Origin of the sequence: Bacillus sp. 41-22, from assembly GCF_025809295.1 — a bacterium.
GTDB lineage: Bacteria > Bacillota > Bacilli > Bacillales > Bacillaceae_G > Bacillus_A > Bacillus_A mycoides.
The window spans coordinates 4,228,182-4,250,981 of the sequence record NZ_CP084035.1 but is presented as its reverse complement, the minus strand read 5'-3'; the positions used below and the strand labels follow the sequence as shown (position 1 = coordinate 4,250,981).

Annotated in this window: 21 protein-coding genes and 2 other annotated features (1 of these 23 cut by a window edge); of the genes, 17 read left to right on the top strand and 4 right to left on the bottom strand. The window is 37.6% G+C overall.

The features are described 5' to 3' along the window. Positions 1-28: 28 nt before the first annotated feature. From LCF45_RS21780 to LCF45_RS21740, 9 genes are all read left to right on the top strand, one after another. Positions 29-922 carry a cation diffusion facilitator family transporter gene (locus tag LCF45_RS21780; RefSeq protein ID WP_078206294.1) on the top strand — a complete coding sequence of 298 codons (894 nt, stop codon included), beginning with the start codon at positions 29-31 and terminating at the stop codon, positions 920-922. Positions 923-1,023: 101 nt separating this feature from the next. Continuing rightward, positions 1,024-3,345: a single-stranded-DNA-specific exonuclease RecJ gene (recJ, locus tag LCF45_RS21775; protein WP_050000290.1), complete on the top strand. Its 2,322-nt coding sequence runs from the start codon at positions 1,024-1,026 to the stop codon at positions 3,343-3,345. 65 nt (positions 3,346-3,410) lie between these two features. Beyond that, on the top strand, positions 3,411-3,923 hold the full coding sequence (locus LCF45_RS21770) for an adenine phosphoribosyltransferase (RefSeq protein WP_002015305.1): 513 nt from the start codon (positions 3,411-3,413) through the stop codon (positions 3,921-3,923). Between the two features lie 211 nt (positions 3,924-4,134). Beyond that, positions 4,135-6,318: a GTP diphosphokinase gene (relA, locus tag LCF45_RS21765; protein ID WP_002167636.1), complete on the top strand. Its 2,184-nt coding sequence runs from the start codon at positions 4,135-4,137 to the stop codon at positions 6,316-6,318. Positions 6,319-6,335: 17 nt separating this feature from the next. After that, positions 6,336-6,776 carry a D-tyrosyl-tRNA(Tyr) deacylase gene (locus LCF45_RS21760; RefSeq protein ID WP_002015302.1) on the top strand — a complete coding sequence of 147 codons (441 nt, stop codon included), beginning with the start codon at positions 6,336-6,338 and terminating at the stop codon, positions 6,774-6,776. A gap of 268 nt (positions 6,777-7,044) precedes the next feature. Further along, positions 7,045-7,221, top strand: a complete 177-nt coding sequence (locus tag LCF45_RS21755; RefSeq protein ID WP_001242605.1) for a hypothetical protein — start codon at positions 7,045-7,047, stop codon at positions 7,219-7,221. Positions 7,222-7,275: 54 nt separating this feature from the next. Beyond that, positions 7,276-7,506, top strand: a binding site (T-box leader). A gap of 69 nt (positions 7,507-7,575) precedes the next feature. Continuing rightward, the gene (gene hisS / locus LCF45_RS21750; protein WP_033713424.1) at positions 7,576-8,847 is read left to right on the top strand and encodes a histidine--tRNA ligase; all 1,272 of its coding nucleotides are present in this window, start codon (positions 7,576-7,578) and stop codon (positions 8,845-8,847) included. Between the two features lie 12 nt (positions 8,848-8,859). Continuing rightward, a complete protein-coding gene (gene aspS / locus LCF45_RS21745) occupies positions 8,860-10,635 on the top strand; it encodes an aspartate--tRNA ligase (RefSeq protein ID WP_002015297.1) in 1,776 nt (591 codons plus the stop codon). 195 nt (positions 10,636-10,830) lie between these two features. Then, a complete protein-coding gene (locus LCF45_RS21740) occupies positions 10,831-11,598 on the top strand; it encodes a tRNA threonylcarbamoyladenosine dehydratase (protein WP_000903181.1) in 768 nt (255 codons plus the stop codon). Positions 11,599-11,754: 156 nt separating this feature from the next. On the opposite strand, the gene LCF45_RS21735 is transcribed toward LCF45_RS21740, so the two are convergent. Then, positions 11,755-12,396: an RsfA family transcriptional regulator gene (locus LCF45_RS21735; protein ID WP_002034101.1), complete on the bottom strand. Its 642-nt coding sequence runs from the start codon at positions 12,394-12,396 to the stop codon at positions 11,755-11,757. Positions 12,397-12,433: 37 nt separating this feature from the next. Further along, positions 12,434-13,720: a replication-associated recombination protein A gene (locus tag LCF45_RS21730; protein ID WP_078206292.1), complete on the bottom strand. Its 1,287-nt coding sequence runs from the start codon at positions 13,718-13,720 to the stop codon at positions 12,434-12,436. Positions 13,721-14,114: 394 nt separating this feature from the next. On the opposite strand from LCF45_RS21730, the gene cymR reads away from it, so the two are divergent. From cymR to LCF45_RS21695, 7 genes are all read left to right on the top strand, one after another. Then, positions 14,115-14,531, top strand: coding sequence for a cysteine metabolism transcriptional regulator CymR (gene cymR / locus LCF45_RS21725; RefSeq protein WP_000704117.1), 417 nt, complete (start codon positions 14,115-14,117; stop codon positions 14,529-14,531). A gap of 35 nt (positions 14,532-14,566) precedes the next feature. Continuing rightward, positions 14,567-15,712: a cysteine desulfurase family protein gene (locus tag LCF45_RS21720; RefSeq protein WP_002129219.1), complete on the top strand. Its 1,146-nt coding sequence runs from the start codon at positions 14,567-14,569 to the stop codon at positions 15,710-15,712. A gap of 16 nt (positions 15,713-15,728) precedes the next feature. After that, positions 15,729-16,844 carry a tRNA 2-thiouridine(34) synthase MnmA gene (mnmA, locus tag LCF45_RS21715; protein WP_002088752.1) on the top strand — a complete coding sequence of 372 codons (1,116 nt, stop codon included), beginning with the start codon at positions 15,729-15,731 and terminating at the stop codon, positions 16,842-16,844. 110 nt (positions 16,845-16,954) lie between these two features. Next, complete coding sequence (locus LCF45_RS21710; RefSeq protein ID WP_002088750.1) at positions 16,955-17,614, top strand: tetratricopeptide repeat protein; 660 nt, start codon at positions 16,955-16,957, stop codon at positions 17,612-17,614. A 107-nt stretch (positions 17,615-17,721) separates the two neighbouring features. Continuing rightward, positions 17,722-20,058, top strand: coding sequence for an SF1B family DNA helicase RecD2 (locus LCF45_RS21705; RefSeq protein WP_002184924.1), 2,337 nt, complete (start codon positions 17,722-17,724; stop codon positions 20,056-20,058). Between the two features lie 127 nt (positions 20,059-20,185). Continuing rightward, entirely contained in the window at positions 20,186-20,374 is a 189-nt protein-coding gene (locus tag LCF45_RS21700; protein ID WP_002015288.1) for a hypothetical protein, read from the top strand. An 18-nt stretch (positions 20,375-20,392) separates the two neighbouring features. Beyond that, positions 20,393-20,521, top strand: a complete 129-nt coding sequence (locus LCF45_RS21695; protein ID WP_002015286.1) for a YrzQ family protein — start codon at positions 20,393-20,395, stop codon at positions 20,519-20,521. A gap of 36 nt (positions 20,522-20,557) precedes the next feature. Here LCF45_RS21695 and LCF45_RS21690 read toward each other — a convergent pair whose 3' ends face one another. Beyond that, positions 20,558-20,770, bottom strand: a complete 213-nt coding sequence (locus tag LCF45_RS21690; protein ID WP_002015285.1) for a hypothetical protein — start codon at positions 20,768-20,770, stop codon at positions 20,558-20,560. Positions 20,771-20,946: 176 nt separating this feature from the next. Between LCF45_RS21690 and LCF45_RS21685 the strand changes: the two genes are divergently transcribed. Next, positions 20,947-22,014 carry an AI-2E family transporter gene (locus LCF45_RS21685; RefSeq protein ID WP_002129216.1) on the top strand — a complete coding sequence of 356 codons (1,068 nt, stop codon included), beginning with the start codon at positions 20,947-20,949 and terminating at the stop codon, positions 22,012-22,014. Between the two features lie 38 nt (positions 22,015-22,052). Here LCF45_RS21685 and LCF45_RS21680 read toward each other — a convergent pair whose 3' ends face one another. Beyond that, complete coding sequence (locus LCF45_RS21680) at positions 22,053-22,397, bottom strand: PH domain-containing protein (protein WP_002129215.1); 345 nt, start codon at positions 22,395-22,397, stop codon at positions 22,053-22,055. Between the two features lie 237 nt (positions 22,398-22,634). Next, positions 22,635-22,800: a binding site (T-box leader), on the top strand; it runs 53 nt beyond the window's last position.

The following is a 22,800-nucleotide window of genomic DNA, read 5'->3' as shown; positions in this document are numbered from 1 at the left end:
TAGGTTAAGAAAAGAAGGGATTTCAATTATGGAAAAAGATGAACGTTTTAAACAGGCCGAGTTTGGTGCTATTGTCGGAATCGTTGGTAATATTATATTAGCGATTGTAAAAGCGGTAATTGGTTATATTGGAAACAGTAAGGCACTTTTAGCGGATGCAGTGCATTCTGGATCAGATGTAATTGGCTCGTTAGCTGTACTTTTTGGATTACGAGCGGCAAAGCAACCGCCTGATGAAGATCATCCGTATGGTCATGGTAAAGCGGAATCGATTTCAGCGATTATTGTTGCGGTATTATTATTTATTGTTGGAATAGAGATAGCGATTTCGTCTATAAAAGCTTTTTCACAAGATTTGGAACCACCAAAAGGAATTACGATTTTTGCAGTTATTCTTTCGATTGTAGTGAAAGAAGGGATGTTTCAGTATAAATATCGATTAGGGAAGAGGATAAATAGTGCTGCAATTATTGCAAATGCATATGAACATCGTTCGGATGTGTTTTCTTCAATTGCAGCTTTAATCGGCATTTGTGCAGCTATTATCGGCAGTAAGTTAGGTATAGATTGGCTTGTATATGCCGATCCAATTGCGGGATTGTTTGTTTCAATTCTCGTTGCTAAGATGGCATGGAGTATTGGAGCAGAAGCTATTCATGCAACGCTCGATCATGTTCTGCATGAAGAAGATGTTGTTCCGCTTAGGGAGGCAGTTTTTCAAGTGGAAGGTGTGAAAAAAATCGGCTCTTTATATGCAAGAGAACATGGCCACTATGTTATTGTCGATATTAAAGTATCTGTAGATCCATATATCACTGTAGAAGAAGGTCACCGCATCGGAAAACATGTAAAAGAAAAACTTATGAAACAAGATAACGTACAAAACGTTTTTGTACATATTAATCCGTATTCTCCACATTAAACATAACAGATATTTAATTATATAGATATCGAATCGTAGTTTGCATTATATTGTCACCCCTTAATCTGTCTTGTATAATGGATAGGTTAAGGGGTGATTTCGTGTTACAACCGAAGACGCGTTGGAAAGAAAAAGAATATAATGAGGAACTAGTGAGTGAATTAGCAAATAAATTGCAACTATCACCTCTTGTGACTTCATTATTTCTTGGCAGAGGCTTAAATACAGAAGATAAGATTGTAGACTTTTTAAATACAGCAGATCAAGAATTTCATGATCCATTTTTACTTGAAGGAATGGATCGGACTGTAGAACGTGTGAAAAAAGCTATTGAAAATGGAGAACAAATATTAATATTTGGCGATTACGATGCGGACGGAGTAAGTAGTACGACTGTGTTATATCTTGCTCTCAAAGAATTAGGTGCAGAAGTAGAGTTTTATATTCCAAATCGTTTTACTGAAGGCTATGGGCCAAATGAAGAAGCGTTTCGTTGGGCGCACAGTGCAGGGTTCTCACTAATTATTACTGTCGATACTGGTATCGCAGCGGTACATGAAGCGAAGGTAGCGAAGGAACTTGGAATAGATCTTATTATTACAGATCATCATGAGCCACCACCAGAATTACCAGAGGCACTTGCGATTATTCACCCGAAATTAGAAGGCGGTGTTTATCCGTTTCATTATTTAGCGGGTGTTGGTGTTGCATTTAAAGTTGCACATGCACTTTTGGGCCGTGTGCCAGAGCATTTGTTGGAAATTGCAGTAATCGGTACGGTAGCCGATTTAGTATCGCTTCATGGTGAAAATAGATTGTTAGTACAGCGTGGACTGAAGCATATGCGAATGACTCGGAATATCGGTTTAAAGGCGTTATTTAAAGTTGCTAACGTTTCGCAAAGCGAAATTACAGAAGAAAGCATCGGGTTCGCACTCGCACCTCGTATTAATGCAGTTGGTCGTTTGGAAGATGCAACACCTGCTGTACACCTTTTATTATCAGAAGATCCAGAGGAAGCGAAAGAGCTAGCTGAAGAAATTGATGAGCTGAACAAACTTCGAAAAGATATTGTAAAGCAAATTACTGAAGAAGCTATCGCTGAAGTCGAAAATAATTTCCCGCCAGAAGAAAATAAAGTATTAGTCCTTGCAAAAGAAGGTTGGAATCCAGGGGTAATTGGAATTGTCGCTTCTAAGTTAGTTGAACGTTTTTATCGTCCAACGATTGTATTAAGCATTGATCCTCATAAAGAAACAGCAAAGGGATCGGCTCGTAGTATTGCAGGATTTGATTTGTTTGCAAACCTTTCAGATTGCCGTGAATTGTTACCGCATTTCGGAGGTCATCCGATGGCAGCGGGAATGACGCTTAATATGAATGATGTGGATGAATTAAGACGCAGGTTAAATGAGCAAGCAGATGTAATTTTAACAGCAGAAGATTTTATTCCGATTACAGCAGTGGATGCATTTTGTAAAGTAGAGGATGTAACGCTTGCCGCGATTGAGGATATGCAAAAGTTAGCGCCATTTGGCGTAGGAAATCCGAAACCGCGTATTGCGGTGAAAGATGCCGAATTAGAAAGTATCCGTGCAATTGGATCTGATGGTTCGCATTTAAAAATGGCTCTTCGTGATGGACAAGCAACACTGGACACGATTGGATTTGGATTTGGTACTTATGCGAAAGAAATCTCTCCAGTTGCGAAGGTTTCTGTAGTAGGAGAAGTGTCCATTAATGAATGGAATAACTTTAAAAAGCCGCAATTAATGGTGCAAGATATTGCTGTAGAGGCATGGCAATTATTTGACTGGCGTAGTATGCGTAATGTAGAAGCAAATTTAGCAGAACTTCCGAAAGAAAAAATAACATTGGTGTATTTTTCTGAAGAGGTATTGAATAAATTTTCTTTAGAAGGCTATAAAGAACAGCTCGTGCATGCATCAGAGGTAGCTCATTTTGATGATCAATACATTGTGCTACTTGATTTGCCGAAAGGAACAGATGAATTAGGTGATGTATTTAAGGCTGGATTCCCAGCTCGAATTTACACGCTATTTTATCAAGAGAATAATCATTTATTTAGTACGGTCCCAACGAGGGAACATTTTAAATGGTACTATTCTTTCTTAAGCCAAAAAACACCATTTTCTTTAAGGCAATATGGGGAACAACTGTGTCGTCATAAAGGTTGGTCAAAAGATACAGTAAATTTCATGACACAGGTGTTTTTTGAGTTAGAATTTGTTACAATAAAAGACGGTGTCATTTTTATGGCAGACAAAAAACAAAAGCGTGATTTAATTGAATCGAACACATATCGTGAGAAAATGAACCACTTACAATTAGAGAAAGAATTGGTTTATAGCACATATCAGCAACTATATACATGGTTTGAAACGATTCGTGATCATAAATAAATAGAACAGTTAGGGTAAAGGATTTGTATTTACAAACCTTTTATATCTGAGGAGGATTCAGAAATATGGATTTCAAGCAACATATCGCAATTGTACCAGATTATCCGAAAGAAGGTATTGTGTTTAAAGACATTACACCTTTAATGAACGACGGAAAAGCATATAAAGCAGCAACAGATGCAATCGTTGAGTATGCAAATAAAAGAGACATTGATGTTGTAGTAGGACCAGAAGCGCGTGGTTTTATTATTGGTTGCCCAGTTTCTTATGCATTAGAAGTAGGTTTCGCACCAGTTCGTAAATTAGGAAAATTACCACGTGAAGTAATTACAGTTGACTACGGTAAAGAATATGGAACGGATGTTTTAACAATCCATAAAGATGCAATTAAGCCCGGCCAACGTGTATTAATTACAGATGACTTATTAGCTACAGGTGGAACAATCGAAGCGACAATTAAACTAGTTGAAGAACTTGGTGGAGTTGTAGCAGGAATTGCATTTTTAGTAGAGCTTACTTACTTAGATGGTCGTAAAATGTTAGATGGTTACGATGTATTAGTATTAGAAAAATACTAATCATTATATAGGTGAAACTACGGTGATAAAAAAGTACCCGTGAATCTCTTGGAGAGGAGCGGGTACTTTTGTATAATTGCACAAAAAAACATGGTGAAATGTCAGTAAAATCTTTTCCTTTTCACAATTCACAATCATTGGGTTATAATGATAGAATATAATTTATTCTATTCAATAAAGATAAAGTCAATTTTCAATAAAAGGTGATTCGATGGCAAATGAGCAAGTACTAACAGCTGAACAGGTACTCGAGAAAGCAAGTCAATATTTAGCGGATGAAGATATTGAGCTAGTGGCACGTGCCTATGAATATGCGCGTGATGCACATAGCGAACAATATAGAAAATCGGGTGAACCATATATTATTCACCCAATTCAAGTTGCAGGTATTTTAGTTGATTTACACATGGATCCGGCTACAGTATCGGCAGGTTTCTTACATGATGTAGTGGAAGATACAGAAATTACATTAGAAGACATTGAACGGGAATTTAATAAAGAAATCGCTATGCTTGTCGATGGTGTTACAAAGCTTGGAAAGATTAAATACAAATCCCATGAGCAGCAACAAGCAGAAAACCATCGCAAAATGTTTATTGCAATGGCTCAAGATATTCGAGTTATTTTAATTAAACTAGCTGATCGTCTTCATAACATGCGTACATTGAAACATTTGCCTCAAGAGAAGCAGCGTCGCATTGCAAATGAAACGTTAGAAATCTTTGCACCTTTAGCACATAGACTCGGAATTAGTACTATTAAATGGGAGTTAGAGGATACGTCACTTCGCTATTTAAACCCGCAGCAATATTATCGTATTGTGAATTTAATGAAGCGTAAACGTGCAGAGCGTGAAGAATATTTAGATGAAGTAATGACTGGCATTCGCGAGAAATTAAAAGAGGTTTCAATTCAACCTGAGATTTCTGGAAGACCAAAACATATTTACAGTATTTATCGTAAAATGGCATTGCAAAATAAACAATTCAATGAAATTTACGATTTACTAGCTGTACGTGTCGTTGTGAATAGTATTAAAGATTGCTATGCGGTGCTTGGAATTATTCATACGTGCTGGAAACCAATGCCAGGTCGTTTTAAAGATTATATTGCAATGCCGAAAGCAAATTTATATCAATCTCTTCATACGACTGTAATTGGACCAAAAGGTGATCCGCTAGAAGTGCAAATTCGTACGAAAGAAATGCATGAGATTGCAGAATTCGGAATCGCGGCACATTGGGCGTATAAAGAAGGTAAAGCAGCAGAAACAACGGGTACATTAGAGAAGAAACTAACTTGGTTCCGTCAAATATTAGAATGGCAAAATGAAGCTTCTAATGCAGAAGAATTTATGGAGTCATTAAAAATTGATTTATTCTCTGACATGGTATTCGTCTTTACACCAAAAGGCGATGTAATGGAATTACCACTTGGCTCTGTTCCAATTGATTTTTCGTATCGTGTCCATTCGGAAATTGGAAACAAGACAATTGGTGCAAAAGTAAATGGGAAAATGGTGACGCTTGATTATAAGTTGAAAACTGGTGACATCATTGAAATTTTAACATCGAAACATTCGTATGGTCCAAGTCAAGATTGGGTAAAGCTTGCTCAAACATCTCATGCGAAAAATAAAATACGTCAATTCTTTAAGAAACAACGTAGAGATGAAAATATTGAAAAAGGCCGTGAACTTGTTGAAAAAGAAGTGCGTGGCTTAGAGTATGAGATGAAAGAAGTATTAGCGCTTGATAATTTAAAACGTGTCGCTGAGAAGTTTAACTTTGCAAATGAAGAAGATATGTTTGCAGCAGTTGGATATAACGGAATTACAGCAGCGCAAATTGTTACGCGACTAACGGACAAGTTCCGTAAACAACGTGAAGAAGAAGACATCGTTGAAGTTAAAGAAGTTCGTAAACCGATGAAAATTCGAAAATGGGATTCTGGTGTAAAGGTAAGTGGTGCAGATAATTTGTTAATTCGTTTATCAAAATGCTGTAACCCAGTTCCAGGCGATGATATCGTTGGGTATATTACGAAAGGTCGAGGCGTATCAATTCACCGTTGCGATTGCGTCAATGTGCATACAGAAGAAGCGGTGGAGCGTTTATTAGAAGTAGATTGGGAAGGTAGTCCTGAAAAAGAAATTGAGTACAATGTTGATATTGAAATTTCAGGCTATGATCGTCGTGGTTTATTGAATGAAGTATTACAAGCTGTTACAGAAACGAAGACGTATATCTCAGCTGTTTCTGGTAGAAGTGATCGTAATAAGATGGCAACGATTAACATGTCGATTTCTATTCGAAACTTACAACACTTGAAAAAAGTAGTAGAGCGCATTAAACGCGTTCCAGAAATTTATGCCGTACGACGCATGATGCATTAATAGGGAGTGTAGAAAAGATGAGAGTTGTTTTACAACGATCAAAGGAAGCGTCTGTCACAGTAGATGGCGAGATTGTAGGACAAATTCCATTCGGTTTAACATTACTAGTTGGCATTACGCATGAAGATACAGAAAAAGATGCAACTTATATCGCAGAAAAAATTGCAAACCTACGTATTTTTGAAGATGAGAGCGGAAAGATGAACCACTCTGTACTTGATATGAAGGGACAAGTTCTATCTATTTCGCAATTTACATTATACGGAGATTGCCGTAAAGGAAGACGTCCAAACTTTATGGATGCTGCGAAACCTGATTATGCAGAACATTTATATGATTTCTTTAATGAAGAAGTTCGTAAACAAGGACTGCATGTGGAGACAGGACAGTTCGGAGCAATGATGGACGTTTCTTTAATCAATGATGGTCCGGTGACCTTAATTGTAGAAAGTAAATAGTGTTGCCGGGGAAGAGAGGATTATAGGTCCTCTCTTTTTTCATACATTGTTGTATGTTTTGTTCATTTATCCCGCTATTTGTGGGAGATCCACTGCTCGTAAAAGCCTGATTAGTGAGGGCTAATAATGAGTGGCGATGGACAAAACCCCTATTCATTAAAGTTTCACTTTATTTGGAATCAATAGCTGTTTCGGTTATGTATAACTCTTTCATCAATATGGAACAATAAAAAGTAAAACATCTATATTGAATGTGAGGGATATACGTATGCGTATGAATGAAAAAGGGCATTCTGTTACAAATGGTGCAAATCAACTGTTTAACGTAAATTTTCATGATTTTATTTCAAAAGAGCAAAACAATACTTCAATGGAGCTCGCTTCTGAGTTTGGGATTTCTCTTCAAGATGTAAAGCGTCTAAAGAAGCAGATTGAGCGCTCTTAGAGTACTTGACAATCCTACTCAACAAACGTATAGTAATTTTATATTTACATATGAATATAACCGTTGATAGAGAAGAGTAAATGAGACACACATGGAAAGAGAAGAAATGTCTTAGGCTGAAAACATTTCTGCATGATGACTGATTGAATGACACTCTAGAGGTTTCAACTTGAACGGCATATATGCTTAGTAGAGATGAACGCAAATTTAAGCGTTATTAAAAAAGTGGAAGCATACGTGCTTCAATTAGGGTGGCACCACGGGTATAATACTCTCGTCCCTACTGTTCAAACAGTAGAGGCGGGAGTTTTTTTATTTTTATTAAGATTAAAACAATTTGAGGAGGAACTGAATATGTCTATTCAAATCCCACGCGGAACGCAAGATATTCTTCCAGGTAGCGTTGAGTTATGGCAGTATATCGAAGGGCAAGCACGCGAAATTTGCCGTCGTTACAATTATAAAGAAATTCGTACACCAATTTTTGAACACACTGAGCTATTTTTACGTGGTGTTGGTGATACGACAGATATCGTACAAAAAGAAATGTACTCATTCCAAGATCGTGGAGAGCGTAGTTTAACATTACGTCCAGAAGGTACTGCACCTGTTGTACGTTCTTACGTTGAAAACAAAATGTTCGGTGATGCAACACAACCAACGAAATTATACTATATTGGTCAAATGTTCCGTTACGAAAGACCACAAGCAGGTCGCTATCGTCAATTCGTACAATTCGGTATTGAAGCAATCGGTAGTAACGATCCTGCGATTGATGCAGAAGTAATTGCACTTGCTGTAGAGTTTTACCGCGGCATGGGCTTAAAAAATATTAAAGTTGTATTAAACAGCTTAGGTGATGCAGCGAGTCGTCAAGCGCACCGTGATGCGTTAATCGCACACTTCGAGCCACGTATCGGTGAGTTCTGTTCTGACTGCCAATCTCGTTTAGAAAAGAACCCTCTTCGTATTTTAGATTGTAAGAAGGACCGTAACCATGAATTAATGAGCACAGCACCATCTATTACAGAATACTTAAACGAAGATTCAGCAGTATACTACGACAAAGTACAAGAACTACTAACGATGATGGATGTTCCATTTGAGAAAGATCCGAATTTAGTACGTGGTTTAGACTACTACCAACACACTGTTTTTGAAATTATGAGTGAGGCAGAAGGTTTCGGTGCTATCACAACATTAAGTGGCGGTGGCCGTTATAACGGACTTGTACAAGAAATCGGTGGACCGGAAATGCCAGGTATCGGTTTTGCGATGAGTATTGAGCGTTTAATTATGGCGCTGAAGGCTGAAAATATTGAGTTACCAATTGAACATAGTATTGATTGTTACGTTGTAGCACTTGGTGAAAAAGCGAAAGACCGTGCTGCAAAAGTTGCGTTCGATCTTCGTAAAGCTGGATTATCAGTTGAAAAAGATTATTTAGATCGCAAAATGAAAGCACAATTTAAATCTGCAGATCGTTTAAATGCGAAATACGTAGCTGTATTAGGGGAAGATGAGCTAGATAAAGGCATCATTAACTTAAAAGATATGGCAACAGGCGGACAAGAAGAAGTAGCGTTAGATGTATTTGCTTCATATGTAGCAGAGAAATTAATATAGGGGGAACTTAAAGTGGCTGAAAGAACACATGCATGCGGAAAAGTAACAGTAGAAGCGGTTGGACAAACAGTTCAATTAAAAGGTTGGGTACAAAAACGCCGTGATTTAGGTGGATTAATCTTTATCGACTTACGTGACCGTACAGGTATCGTACAAGTTGTATTTAATCCAGAAACATCAAAAGAAGCGTTAGAAGTAGCAGAAACGATTCGTAGCGAATACGTATTGCACGTAGAAGGTACAGTTGTTGAACGTGGTGAAGGCGCAATTAATGATAATATGGCAACTGGTCGTATTGAAGTACAAGCATCGAAAGTAAATGTATTAAACGCAGCGAAAACAACGCCAATCATTATTGCTGATGATACAGATGCATCAGAAGATGTGCGTTTAAAATATCGTTACTTAGACTTACGTCGTCCTGCAATGTTCAACACATTCAAAATGCGTCATGACGTAACGAAAACAATTCGTAACTTCTTAGATACAGAAGAGTTCTTAGAAGTTGAAACACCAATTTTAACGAAGAGCACGCCAGAAGGAGCTCGCGACTATTTAGTACCAAGCCGTGTGCATGATGGTGAATTTTATGCATTACCTCAATCTCCGCAGCTATTTAAACAGCTTCTTATGGTCGGTGGATTTGAGCGTTACTATCAAGTAGCACGTTGTTTCCGTGACGAAGATTTACGTGCGGACCGTCAACCGGAATTCACGCAAATTGATATCGAGGCATCATTCTTAACACAAGATGAAATTTTAGAAATGATGGAGCGTATGATGACGAAAGTCATGAAGGATGCAAAAGGTGTAGAAGTTAGTGCACCATTCCCTCGTATGAAATATGCTGATGCAATGGCTCGCTTTGGTTCTGATAAGCCGGATACACGCTTTGAAATGGAACTAAAAGACCTATCTGAATTTGCAGTAGGTTGTGGATTTAAAGTGTTTACAAGTGCTGTAGAAAACGGCGGACAAGTAAAAGCGATTAACGCAAAAGGTGCAGCGAGCAAATACTCTCGTAAAGACATCGATGCATTAACTGAATTCGCCAAAGTATACGGTGCAAAAGGTCTAGCTTGGCTTAAAGTTGAAGAAGACGGCTTAAAAGGACCGATTGCGAAATTCTTCGGTGAAGAAGAGGCAAACGTGTTAATGAGTACATTAGAAGCGGATGCTGGTGACTTATTACTATTCGTAGCGGATAAGAAAAGTGTTGTTGCAGATAGCTTAGGTGCACTTCGTTTACGTCTAGGTAAAGAACTTGAGTTAATTGACGAAAGTAAATTTAACTTCCTATGGGTAACTGATTGGCCACTTCTTGAGTACGATGAAGATGCAGATCGTTACTTCGCAGCTCACCACCCATTCACAATGCCATTCCGTGAAGACGTTGAGTTATTAGAAACAGCACCAGAAAAAGCACGTGCACAAGCATATGACCTTGTATTAAACGGTTATGAGCTTGGTGGTGGATCACTTCGTATTTACGAGCGTGACGTACAAGAAAAAATGTTCAAAGCACTTGGATTCTCACAAGAAGAAGCACAAGAACAATTCGGATTCTTATTAGAAGCATTCGAATACGGTACACCACCACACGGCGGAATCGCATTAGGTTTAGACCGTCTTGTTATGTTACTTGCAGGTCGTACGAACCTTCGTGATACAATTGCATTCCCGAAAACAGCAAGCGCAAGCTGCTTATTAACAGAAGCGCCAAGCCCAGTTGCAGAAGCTCAGCTTGAAGAGCTAAGCTTAAAATTGAGCTTGAAAGAAGAGAAGTAAGAATAGAGTCTAGATGGTTATACTAACCCCATCTAGGCTTTTTTTATAGAGGTTGTTTAAAAAGTCCGGTTTACATTATGTTTTCCTTGTTTGAAATATGTATTTTTAGGAATTCTATAACTTTTTCTATACAAATAGTCGGAAAAAGGCTAGAATACATGGTAGACCATTTTTGTAATAGGAGTGTAGAGCTGAATGTTACATCAATTTTCACGTAATGAATTAGCCTTTGGAAAAGAAGGCCTTGAAATATTAAAAAATAGTACAGTCGGTATTTTAGGTATTGGCGGCGTAGGATCATTTTCGGCAGAAGCGTTAGCACGTTCTGGCGTAGGACGTCTTGTATTAGTTGACAAAGATGTTGTAGATATTACAAACGTAAACCGTCAAATTCACGCGTTAGTATCTACTGTAGGACGTTCAAAAGTAGAATTAATGAAAGAGCGTATTGCAGATATTAATCCAGAGTGTGAAGTAATTGGACTAGAGATGTTTTATACAGATGAAACATATGAAGAGTTCTTTAAACACGGTTTAGATTTCGTAGTAGATGCATCTGATACGATTACGTTCAAAATTCATTTAATTAAACAATGTTTACGTCGTAAAATCAAAATTATCTCATGTATGGGTGCGGCAAATAAAATGGACCCAACTCGTTTCCGTATTGCGGACATTTCTAAAACACATACAGATCCAATTGCGAAAGTAATTCGTACGAAGCTTCGTAAAGATGGTATTAAAAAAGGTGTAAAAGTTGTCTTCTCTGACGAAAACCCAATCGTAATTCGTGAAGAAGTACGTAAAGAAATCGTACCAGACGAAAATGCAAAAATTCGTAAAGCGAAATTACCACCTTCTTCAAATGCGTTCGTACCATCTGTGGCTGGTTTAATTATGGCAAGTCACGTTGTACGTGAGCGTATTAAAAACGTAGAAGTGAAGCGTGTAGGGCAAGAATAAAAAGGAAGCATATATCGTTTAGGATATATGCTTTTTGTATGTTTTAAAGAAATGTCGATGTCGAATCGTTAATATAATTTCATTTACTGTGGTGCTTTTTCACTAAGGGAAAATAAACAGGGATGTCACTTAGTTGAAAAAGTGGCATCCCTGTTTTTAGTTTTCTGCAGAATATATAATATCTAAATTTCCATTTTGATCGGTTTTGAAAATCGGAGCAATTTGCTCTTCTTGTTCTTCGACCGAAACAAGTTTTCGAGCACGATCCATAATTCTAACAAGCATTGCATAATCTTCTTCGATTGCTTGTTGTTTTTTTGTGAGAACAGCTAATTTTGCTTCAAGTTCATTATTCATTTTTTGCAGGGAAGTGAGCTGATCTTGTAATACGTCATTTTCAGTTTGTAACTTTGCGAGTGAAGGGTTATTGTGCTCCAAGTTTTGCAAAAATGAGATGACATTTTGCATTGTAAGATCTTGTTTATTTGGGACAATATCTTCTGAAAACTCGGCATCGATTACGAGCTGCCGAGTTTGTGTGAACTGCTCTTTTTCTATTTTAGCTTCCGAACGCTTTAATTCTTTACGTTGTTTTTTTGCGATTTGCACCGCATCTTCATAATATGGTCTTACTTCAGCATTCCATCTAAAGCCACAAGCTGCTGAAGTTCGGTTTAATGTATCACCAACTTCATCGAATGCTTTTATTTGTGTACTTCCGCTGCGAATATGTCGTAAAACAGTTTCTGCTAAAAGGAGATCGTCTTCTTTTGTCCATGCATCTTGACGTGTTTTCATAAGCGAACCCTCCGTAATGGTGACGTTTTCGCTTATATTACCCTTTATTCTTCGTTTTATGCGAACTTTGTAATCTTTCATAAACAGTAGAAAGTACTTGTTCAAATTTTCCTGTCGTTTTCGGTTTATAATATTGCTTGTTTTTAATTTTATCAGGTAAGTATTGTTGTTGTACCCAACCGTTTGGGTGATCGTGTGGATATAAGTATCCGATGCCTCTTCCTAACGATTCGGCTCCTTTATAATGACTATCTTTTAAATGACTTGGAATATCGCCTGTTTGGCCATTACGTAAATCGTGTAGTGCGGCATCGAGTGCTTTATAGGCCGAGTTTGATTTCGGTGATAGACAAAGTTCAATAACAGCATTTGCAAGTGGTATGCGTGCCTCTGGGAAGCCGACCCGTTCAGCTGATTCAATCGCTGCAAGTGTACGTTGTCCAGCTTGTGGGCTAGCAAGTCCGATATCTTCATATGCCATAATAAGCAGACGTCTACCGATGCTTTGTAAGTCACCAGCTTCAATAAGACGTGCTAAATAATGAAGTGCGGCGTTCACATCACTTCCGCGTACTGATTTTTGAAAAGCAGATAAAACGTCATAGTGAGCATCGCCACCTTTGTCGTGAACGAAACTCTTTTTCTGTAAGCATTCTTCTGCGATTTCAAGTGTAATTTCCGCGGCTTTGTCGTCAGTTGTAAAGCTAGATAAAACAGCTAGTTCAAGTGCATTATAAGCTGAGCGCATATCTCCGCCTGACGCATTTGCAAAGTGATGTAATGCTTCATCCGTAACAGTTACATCATATTCCCCAAGCCCTTTTTCTTTATCTTCAAGCGCTCGTTTTAAGCCAATTAAAATATCATCTTCTGTTAATGCGTGTAATTCGAAGATTTGACAACGACTTCGAATAGCAGAATTAATAGCATGGAACGGATTGCTTGTCGTTGCACCAATTAAAGTAAGAAGTCCGCTTTCTAAATGGGGTAATAGAAAGTCTTGCTTCGCTTTATCTAGCCTATGAACTTCATCCAAAATTAAAACGAGGTGCTGATGCATCTTCGCTTCCTGTACGACAACTTCCATATCTTTTTTATTATGAGTAACAGCGTTTAAGAGGCGAAACAGGGTTCCAGTACTTCCTGCAATTGCGCTAGCGATTGATGTTTTTCCTGTGCCTGGAGGACCGTATAAAATCATTGATTGAAAATGATTTGCTTGGACCATACGCCATAAAATCTTGCCTTCACCAACTAAATGCTGTTGTCCGATAATTTCTTGAATATTTGTAGGGCGCATTCGATGTGCGAGTGGTTGTTTCATTTGACCCTCTCCCTTAATGTATAATCTCATTCTATCGTACCATTTTTTTTGATGAACTTTGAAATAGGATGCTGTTTTGTGGGGGGGATGAATATGAATATTCCTATTTTTCTTTCAATTGTAATAATTTCCGAGTTTTTCAATGTGATTTTATGTTATCATTTTGATACACAAGTTGAAATTTCTTATAATACTATATTATGCTATAATTTCATAGGATTTTAAATTGTGTTCTTTTATAAAGTGAAACTTTAATTAGTGGGGGTTTTGTTCATCCCCCACCTAACTTCTTTGCTCCAGCCGAATTTTGAGGTGGGAGTTTTACTGCCCGCAAATAGCGGGATAAATAAGATATAACCAATAGAAGTGAAAATTTGAAATGAGGTGCAAATAGATGAAGATTTCAACGAAAGGCCGCTACGGCTTAACAATTATGATCGACCTTGCAAAAAAGTTTGGTGAAGGCCCAATTTCATTAAAATCAATTGCACAGGCACATGACCTATCTGAGCATTACTTAGAGCAATTAATTTCACCACTTCGTAACGCTCGTCTTGTAAAGAGTACGCGTGGTGCATATGGCGGATATGTATTATCTGATCAGCCAGTCAACATTACAGCTGGAGATGTAATCCGTGTACTAGAGGGTCCAATTAGTGTTGTAGAAATGATAGAAGAAGAAGAACCAGCACAACGCCAATTATGGATGCGTGTTCGTGATGCAGTGCAAGAAGTATTAGATAGTACAACTTTAGAAGATTTAGTACGTTATGAGGAAGAAAATCACGGGGGCTATATGTTTTACATTTAATTCCTTGTGAAACGATTTGGAAAGAAGGAGATTTAATGGAACGCATTTACTTAGATCATGCTGCGACATCTCCGACTCACCCAGAAGTGGTCGAAAAGATGATTCCATATATGACAGAAACATTTGGAAACCCGTCTAGTATTCACTTTTATGGGCGTCAAACGCGCCATGCGGTAGATGAGGCGAGACGTGTGTGTGCACGTAGCATTCACGCGAGTCCAAATGAAATTATATTCACGAGCGGTGGTACAGAAGCTGATAATTTAGCACTTATAGGTGTAGCGCGTGCGAATCGTCATAAAGGTAACCACGTTATTACAACGCAAATTGAACATCATGCGATTTTGCATACGTGTGAATTGTTAGAGCGTGAAGGATTTGAAGTGACGTATTTACCTGTTGATGAAACAGGGCGTGTTCAAGTTTCTGACATACAAAAGGCACTAACGGAAGAGACGATTCTTGTATCTATTATGTTCGGGAATAATGAAGTAGGGACAATACAACCAATTGTGGAAATAGGTAAGCTGTTAAAAGAGCATCAAGCTTATTTCCACACAGATGCTGTACAAGCTTACGGTTTAATAGAAATAGATGTGAAAGAGTTTGGTATTGATTTATTATCGATTTCCGCTCACAAAATTAACGGCCCAAAAGGTGTAGGGTTCCTATATGCTGGTGCAAATGTGAAATTTGAACCGTTATTAATAGGTGGAGAGCAAGAAAGAAAACGTCGTGCTGGTACTGAAAATGTACCTAGTATTGTTGGACTTCAACATGCAGTTTCGCTAGCTGAAAAAACTCGTGAGCAAAAAAATGCCCAATATGAAGAGTTTAAAGATATAATGGTATCTGTCTTCAAAAATGAGGACATTCATTTCGAGGTAAACGGAGACTTGGAATATCGCTTACCACATGTGTTTAATATAAGTTTTACAGGAATGAATATTGAACCGTTTCTTGTAAACCTAGACTTAGCTGGTATTGCAGTATCAAGTGGTTCTGCTTGTACAGCTGGTTCGATTGATCCATCACATGTATTAGTGGCGATGTTCGGAAAAGACTCCGATCAAATACGTTCATCCGTACGCTTTAGTTTCGGACTTGGAAATACGAAAGAGCAAATTGAAAAAGCGGCGTACGAAACAGTGAAAATCGTGAAGCGATTAACACAAAATTAGCATGGGAGGTGACATGATGAACAAACTACCTCAAGAAACACGCGTTGTCATCGGGATGTCCGGTGGCGTCGATTCATCTGTAGCAGCTCTTTTATTAAAAGAGCAGGGTTATGATGTAATCGGAATTTTTATGAAAAACTGGGATGATACAGATGCAAATGGTGTCTGCACAGCAACAGAAGATTACAATGATGTAATTGAAGTGTGTAACCAAATCGGCATTCCGTATTATGCAGTAAACTTTGAAAAACAATACTGGGATAAAGTATTCACGTACTTTTTAGATGAGTACCGAGCTGGTCGTACACCAAACCCAGATGTAATGTGTAACAAAGAAATTAAATTTAAAGCATTTTTAGAGCATGCAATTGCACTTGGTGCTGATTATGTAGCAACAGGTCATTATGCACGCGTTGCTTATATGGACGGCGAATATAAAATGCTTCGCGGCGTTGATGACAATAAAGATCAAACATATTTCTTAAATCAATTAAGCCAAGAGCAACTATCAAAAACAATGTTCCCATTAGGTGAATTAAAGAAACCACAAATTCGCGAAATGGCGACAGAAGCTGGTTTAGCGACAGCGGCGAAGAAAGATAGTACTGGTATTTGCTTCATCGGTGAGCGTAACTTTAAAGATTTCTTAAGTAACTATTTACCGGCGCAACCAGGTGTGATGCAAACATTATCTGGTGAAGTGAAAGGGAAACATGATGGTTTAATGTATTATACAATTGGACAACGTCATGGCCTTGGTATTGGTGGTAATGGTGATCCGTGGTTTGCTGTGGGGAAAAACTTGAAAGAAAACATTTTATATGTTGATCAAGGATTCCATAACGAACTTCTATATGGTGATGAAGTTATTGCTACGAATGTAGGCTGGGTAAGTAATAAAGCGAAGGAAAAAGAATTTACGTGTACAGCGAAATTCCGTTATCGTCAAGCAGACAATAAAGTAACGGTTCAAATCGTTGATGAAAATACAGTTCGTATTCTTTGTGATGAGCCAATTCGTGCGATTACGCCAGGCCAAGCAGTTGTTTTCTATGATGGAGATGAGTGCTTAGGCGGCGCTACAATTGATGAAGTATATCATAGTGGTAAGAAATTAGATTATTTAGGATAACACGAGAAGCCTCTGCCGATTAGCGGTTAGAGGTTTCTTTTACATAAAGCGAATTTTTGTTCGCTTGGAAAATACATTCTTTGTTATAATTTGTTGTAGAGGTGAAGGATATGTCAAACAAACTTGAAACAGGTATTAAATATATGCAAGAAGGAAACTGGGAAGAAGCAGCTGAAAATTTCACAGAAGCAATCGAAGAAAACCCGAAAGATGCGCTTGGATACATTAACTTTGCGAATTTATTAGATGTATTAGGTGATAGTGAGCGAGCAATTTTATTTTATAAACGTGCATTAGAATTAGATGGTAAATCTGCGGCTGCTTATTATGGCTTAGGAAACGTATATTACGGTCAAGAGCAATTTGCAGAGGCGAAGGCTGTATTTGAACAAGCGATGCAAGTGGGATTACAATCAGCTGACGTAACATTTATGTTAGGTATCACACATGTGCAACTTGGAAATGATCGTCTTGCACTTCCATTTTTGCAAAGAGCGACGGAATTAGATGAAGGCGATGTAGAAGCTGTTTTCCAATGCGGACTTTGCTTCGCACGACTAGAACATATTCAAGAGGCAAAACCTTATTTTGAAAAGGTGTTAGAAATGGATGAAGAGCATGCAGATGCGTATTATAATTTAGGTGTTGCGTACGTATTCGAGGAGAATAACGAGAAAGCTCTTACTTTATTTAAGAAAGCGACTGAAATTCAAGCAGACCACTTTTTAGCTGGTAATGGTATTCGTTTATTAGAGCAAGAAGCTGAATAAAGTGAAATTATAGTTTAATGCGCAGTTACCCCTCATCTAAAGATTGTGAAAGAGGTGGGGGATGTACTGCTCATTAAAGTGAAAAGAACTCGGAAAGGAGAGGAAATATGGGAAATCAACATGCAATGGATTTGTTTGAGGAAGAAAAAAAATTTATAAAAGCGCAAGTTCTTCATACCATTTTCCACAACGAAGAAAACCTCTATTCCGTTGTCAGTATGAAAGTCATTGAAACGAATGAAACATACGACGAAAAAAAAGTAATGATAAACGGTCATTTTCCCCGTATGCATGAAGATGAAGTGTTTACATTAACAGGTCATTTTAAAGACCACCCAAAGTATGGAAAACAATATTTAGTTGAAACGTTTAAAAAAGAATTGCCACAAACAAAAGCAGGTATGGTGCAATATTTAGCGAGCGATTTATTTAAAGGGATTGGAAAGCGTACAGCCGAAAAAATCGTGGACCATCTTGGTGAGCATGCGATTTCTAAAATTATGGATGATCCGGATGCGTTAAGTGGTGTTGTAAACAAGCAAAAAGCGCAGGAAATATATGAGACGATTATTGAGCATCAAGGGCTCGAGAAAGTGATGAGTTTTTTAAATGGTTACGGTTTTGGAACAAAACTTTCTATTAAAATTTATCAGCAATATAAAGAGATGACATTAGAAGTGATTCGTAATAATCCGTATAAACTTATTGAAGAAGTGGACGGAATTGGATTTGGAAGAGCAGATGATATAGGGCGTGCAATCGGAATAACGGGCAATCACGACGACCGTGTACGTGCAGGGTGTTTTTATACGTTAGAGAATATTTCATTACAACTCGGTCACGTGTATATGGAAAAAGGTCAGCTTGTAAGAGAAACGATGTCACTTTTAAATAATCAAGAAGGCGGAGTGACTGAGGAAGATATTGTAGGCTGCGTTGAAATGATGCAAGGTGAAGGGAAAGTCATCATAGAAGAAGAGCGTGTGTATTTAGCTTCGTTATTTTACTCTGAAAAAGGCGTTGTAAAGTCCATTCGCAGGCTTATGAATCAAGAGGAAACCCCTGCATTTCCTGAAGCAGAAGTGTTAAAGACATTAGGTGAAATTGAAGAACAGCTAAAGGTACAGTATGCACCGCTTCAGCAAGAAGCAGTTCAAACTGCACTTCATAAGCCGATGATGTTATTAACAGGTGGACCAGGAACGGGGAAAACTACAGTTATTAAAGGAATTGTTGAAATGTATGCGTCGCTTCACGGGCTATCACTAAATCTAAATGAATATAGTGATGACAATCCATTTCCAATACTATTAACGGCTCCAACAGGAAGAGCAGCGAAGCGAATGAGTGAATCGACGGGGCTTCCGGCGTGCACGATTCATCGCCTGCTTGGATGGACGCCAGAAGGGTCTTTCCAGCGCAATGAAACAGACCCTGTTCAAGGGAAGCTCCTTATTATTGATGAGTTTTCGATGGTAGATATTTGGCTGGCAAATCAATTGTTTAAATCCTTGCCGACGAACATCCAAGTAATCGTTGTAGGTGATGAAGACCAATTACCATCGGTAGGACCTGGACAAGTGTTGAAAGATTTATTAAATGCAGGTGCCATTCCAACGGTAAAACTCACAGAAATTTATCGTCAGGCAGAAGGTTCGTCTGTTATTCAGCTTGCCCATGCGATAAAAGACGGGACGCTCCCGCCAGATTTAGCACAAAATAAAAAAGATCGTTCATTTATCAGCTGTGCAGGTGCTCAAATTGTTGAGGTTGTTAAAAAGGTTTGTGAAAATGCTAAGACAAAAGGCTTTAGTGCAAGAGATGTACAAGTATTGGCACCAATGTATCGCGGACCAGCAGGTATTAATGTGTTAAATGAAGCTCTTCAAGAAGTGTTTAATCCGAAAAAAGAAAAGAGTAAAGAAATTGCCTACGGTGACGTTGTATACCGCAGAGGTGATAAAGTACTTCAATTAGTCAATCAGCCGGAAAGCCAAGTGTTTAATGGTGATATTGGAGAAATTGTTTCAGTATTTTATGCGAAAGAAAATGTCGAGCAACAAGATATGATTATCGTTTCATTTGATGGAATTGAAGTAACATATACAAAGCCGGATTTAAATCAAATTACGCATGCCTATTGCTGCTCGATTCATAAATCGCAAGGTAGTGAATTCCCAATAGTTATTATGCCGATTGTAAAGAGCTACTACCGTATGTTACGTCGTAATTTAATTTACACGGGTATTACAAGGAGTAAGAAATTCCTTATTATTTGCGGGGAGGAAGCAGCGTTTCAATCCGGTGTAAATCGCCTTGATGATGCAATGCGTCAAACGACTTTAGCTGGCCGATTGCAAGAATCACAAGGAGAAGTGCAGATGGTGACGGTTAATGGTGAAGAAATGGACGTGGAAAACATTTCACCGTATGATTTCATGTAACAAGGTGAAATTATATAGTGAAACTTTCAAACGTATAACGTTGAAAGGCTCTAGCAATGTATAAATGAATGCAGTTTGGACATAATGGCGAATAGAATCTGGGAGACTGTAAGGAGATGAAAGCCATATGTTCAGTTGTCCAAATTGCAAAGGGAAAGACATCGGAAAAATAGGTGTCAACCAATTTTATTGCTGGAATTGTTATATCGAATTATCGGTTTCAAAGGGGAAAATCCATACACATCAAGTAGAGGAAGATGGTTCATTAAGCTCTCTTGATGATTTATTTGATGATAATGAAAGAACGATCGGATAACGAAAAGGGGGATTTACTTTGAATCTACGCAATTCATTAATCGCATTAGGTGTTGGAGCTGCAGCATATCAATATGCTCGCAAACAAGATGTATTCTCAAAACGCAATGTGAAAAAAGCACGTAAGATGATTAAGTCTTATTTATAAGGCGTAAAAAACTCCCTTCATGATAAGGGAGTTTTTTTATGCGCTTGTATGCAAATATAAAAGTCCGATTTCAGAGAAGAGATAAGATAAACCGTAGCATCCAACGCCAAGCATTCCATAATGCCATAAGTGCTTAGCTCTTTCCTTTCGCGAGGAACGAATAAAGAAGCCTTTCCAAATACCAAACCCGATACAAATCCATTCAAGAAGCATAAAAAGTGCGGATAATGCAAGCATAAATAAGATCATTATGAGCCCTCCTGATTATATTTTGACATTTTGTATTTTCAGGGGTGGTTGTCCTTATTATGTTAAATATATGTACGTCTTTAAAAAACAGTATGGTCTGTATAAAAAGATTTTAAAACTTTTGCACATAACCTAACCTATTTATTTTCAAAATAAAGGTGGAGGAGGTTTTTCGTGTGAAGAATCTTAAAATCATTTGGATATATCGTTTAGGATTATTGTTACTCGTTTTTCTTTGTTTGCTCGTCTTTTTAAAAATCAAGCCACTATGGGCGCCGATTATTTTTGTATTTAAAGTGGCGATCACACCGTTCTTTATTGCTTGTTTTATTGCTTATTTATTACACCCTTTAATTGAAAAAATCCATAAGGAAGGAATGCCACGCACACTTGCTATTTTGCTCATTTATATTCTTTTCTTTGGCGGAATTGGCTATGGAATTTATAAAGGAACGCCAGTTGTTATTAAACAGTTACAAGAAATTAATGAACAATTTCCGCAGTTTACAAAAATGTACGATTCTTGGATGGATGGAGTTACAGAACAAACAGCGAATTTCCCATCATTTATTCATGAAAAGGTGAAACAAATTTTTGGTGGTGTAGAAACGAAGATTCAAGCGCTTTTAAATAAAGTCATGAGCACAGCTCGTGGTGTACTGGATTCATTGCTCATTATTTTCTTAATTCCGTTCATTGTATTTTACATATTAAAAGATTACGGTGAGTTTTATCATATTTTTTGGAAACTAGTTCCGAGTAAGTGGCGTAGTACGGGTCAAATGCTTGCGAAAGAAATTGATAAGTCACTCGGAAGTTATATTCGAGGACAGTTATTTGTTTGCTTAGTATTAGGAGGAGTATCTGTTCTTTCTTTTTGGTTTATCGGTATGAAATATCCGTTATTACTCGGTATTATTATTGGGGTAACGGATATAATCCCGTACTTTGGTCCTATTTTAGGGGCGATTCCGACGTTGATGATTGCAGCAACGGTATCAACGAGTTTACTCATTAAGGCGGGAATTACGATTGCTATTTTGCAATTTTTGGAAAGTAACATTTTATCGCCTTACATCGTTGGTAAGTCGCTTCGTATGCATCCTGTGATTATTATGTTTGCATTACTAGTAGGGGGAGAAGTTGCGGGGATTGTAGGATTACTAATATCGGTTCCTATTTTAGCGGTCATTCGGACAGTGGTCGTTCATGTGAGGCCTCTTTGGAAAAAAGAAGATGTGTAATATGATAGCCCTCTACTTATAAAAGTAGAGGGCTATCATTATTTAGAGAGTTGCTCGTGTATTTGTTGAACGAGAGAGCTTATATCATTTGTTTGAATATGTTTTATTTTTTTCCATTCATTATCGTACATAAATATAATTTGATTGCTGAAAAGACGCTTTTGCTCTTTTAGATTAGAAATGTTTGCAAAAGAGTACTCTTCAAATATTGGGTTCTTACTTACATCTGGTCCATAAAAGAAGAGCCGTTTGTTCGTTAAAATTAACAGTCCTGGTCTTGCGACGGAACGATATATAAATATATTTAATGAGCATGCTGCATAAAAAAGGATTTTTTCATCAGTTGTTAACATTTCTTTAGCTTGATTCAATAAGGTTGTCATTGTAATCGCTCCTTTATTGTTAATAATTTAATTATAACAAATAATGTAATATTTAGAAATTTGCATAAAGTATTTTTTGAGAGGAGATTCCTATTTAGTAATAAATGCATAATATATTTAAAGGCTGTTAAGAATGAATAGTAGAATAACTATGATTAATAAGCAATTGATACAATATAAATGATTATCTACATTGACAAACTTAAGAGAATTCTATTATATTTAGTCATATAATACATTAAATCAATGACGGAACAAGTACGTTACAGTCCATTTGTAGAGAGAAGCTTCCACTGGCTGAAAGGAGCTTTAAATGAAGGGTAACAGAAAGCTAATCCTGAGAGCAGCTAATCACTGCCGTCTTGCCACGTTACGGCACCATGAGGTGATGAATTGATTGTTA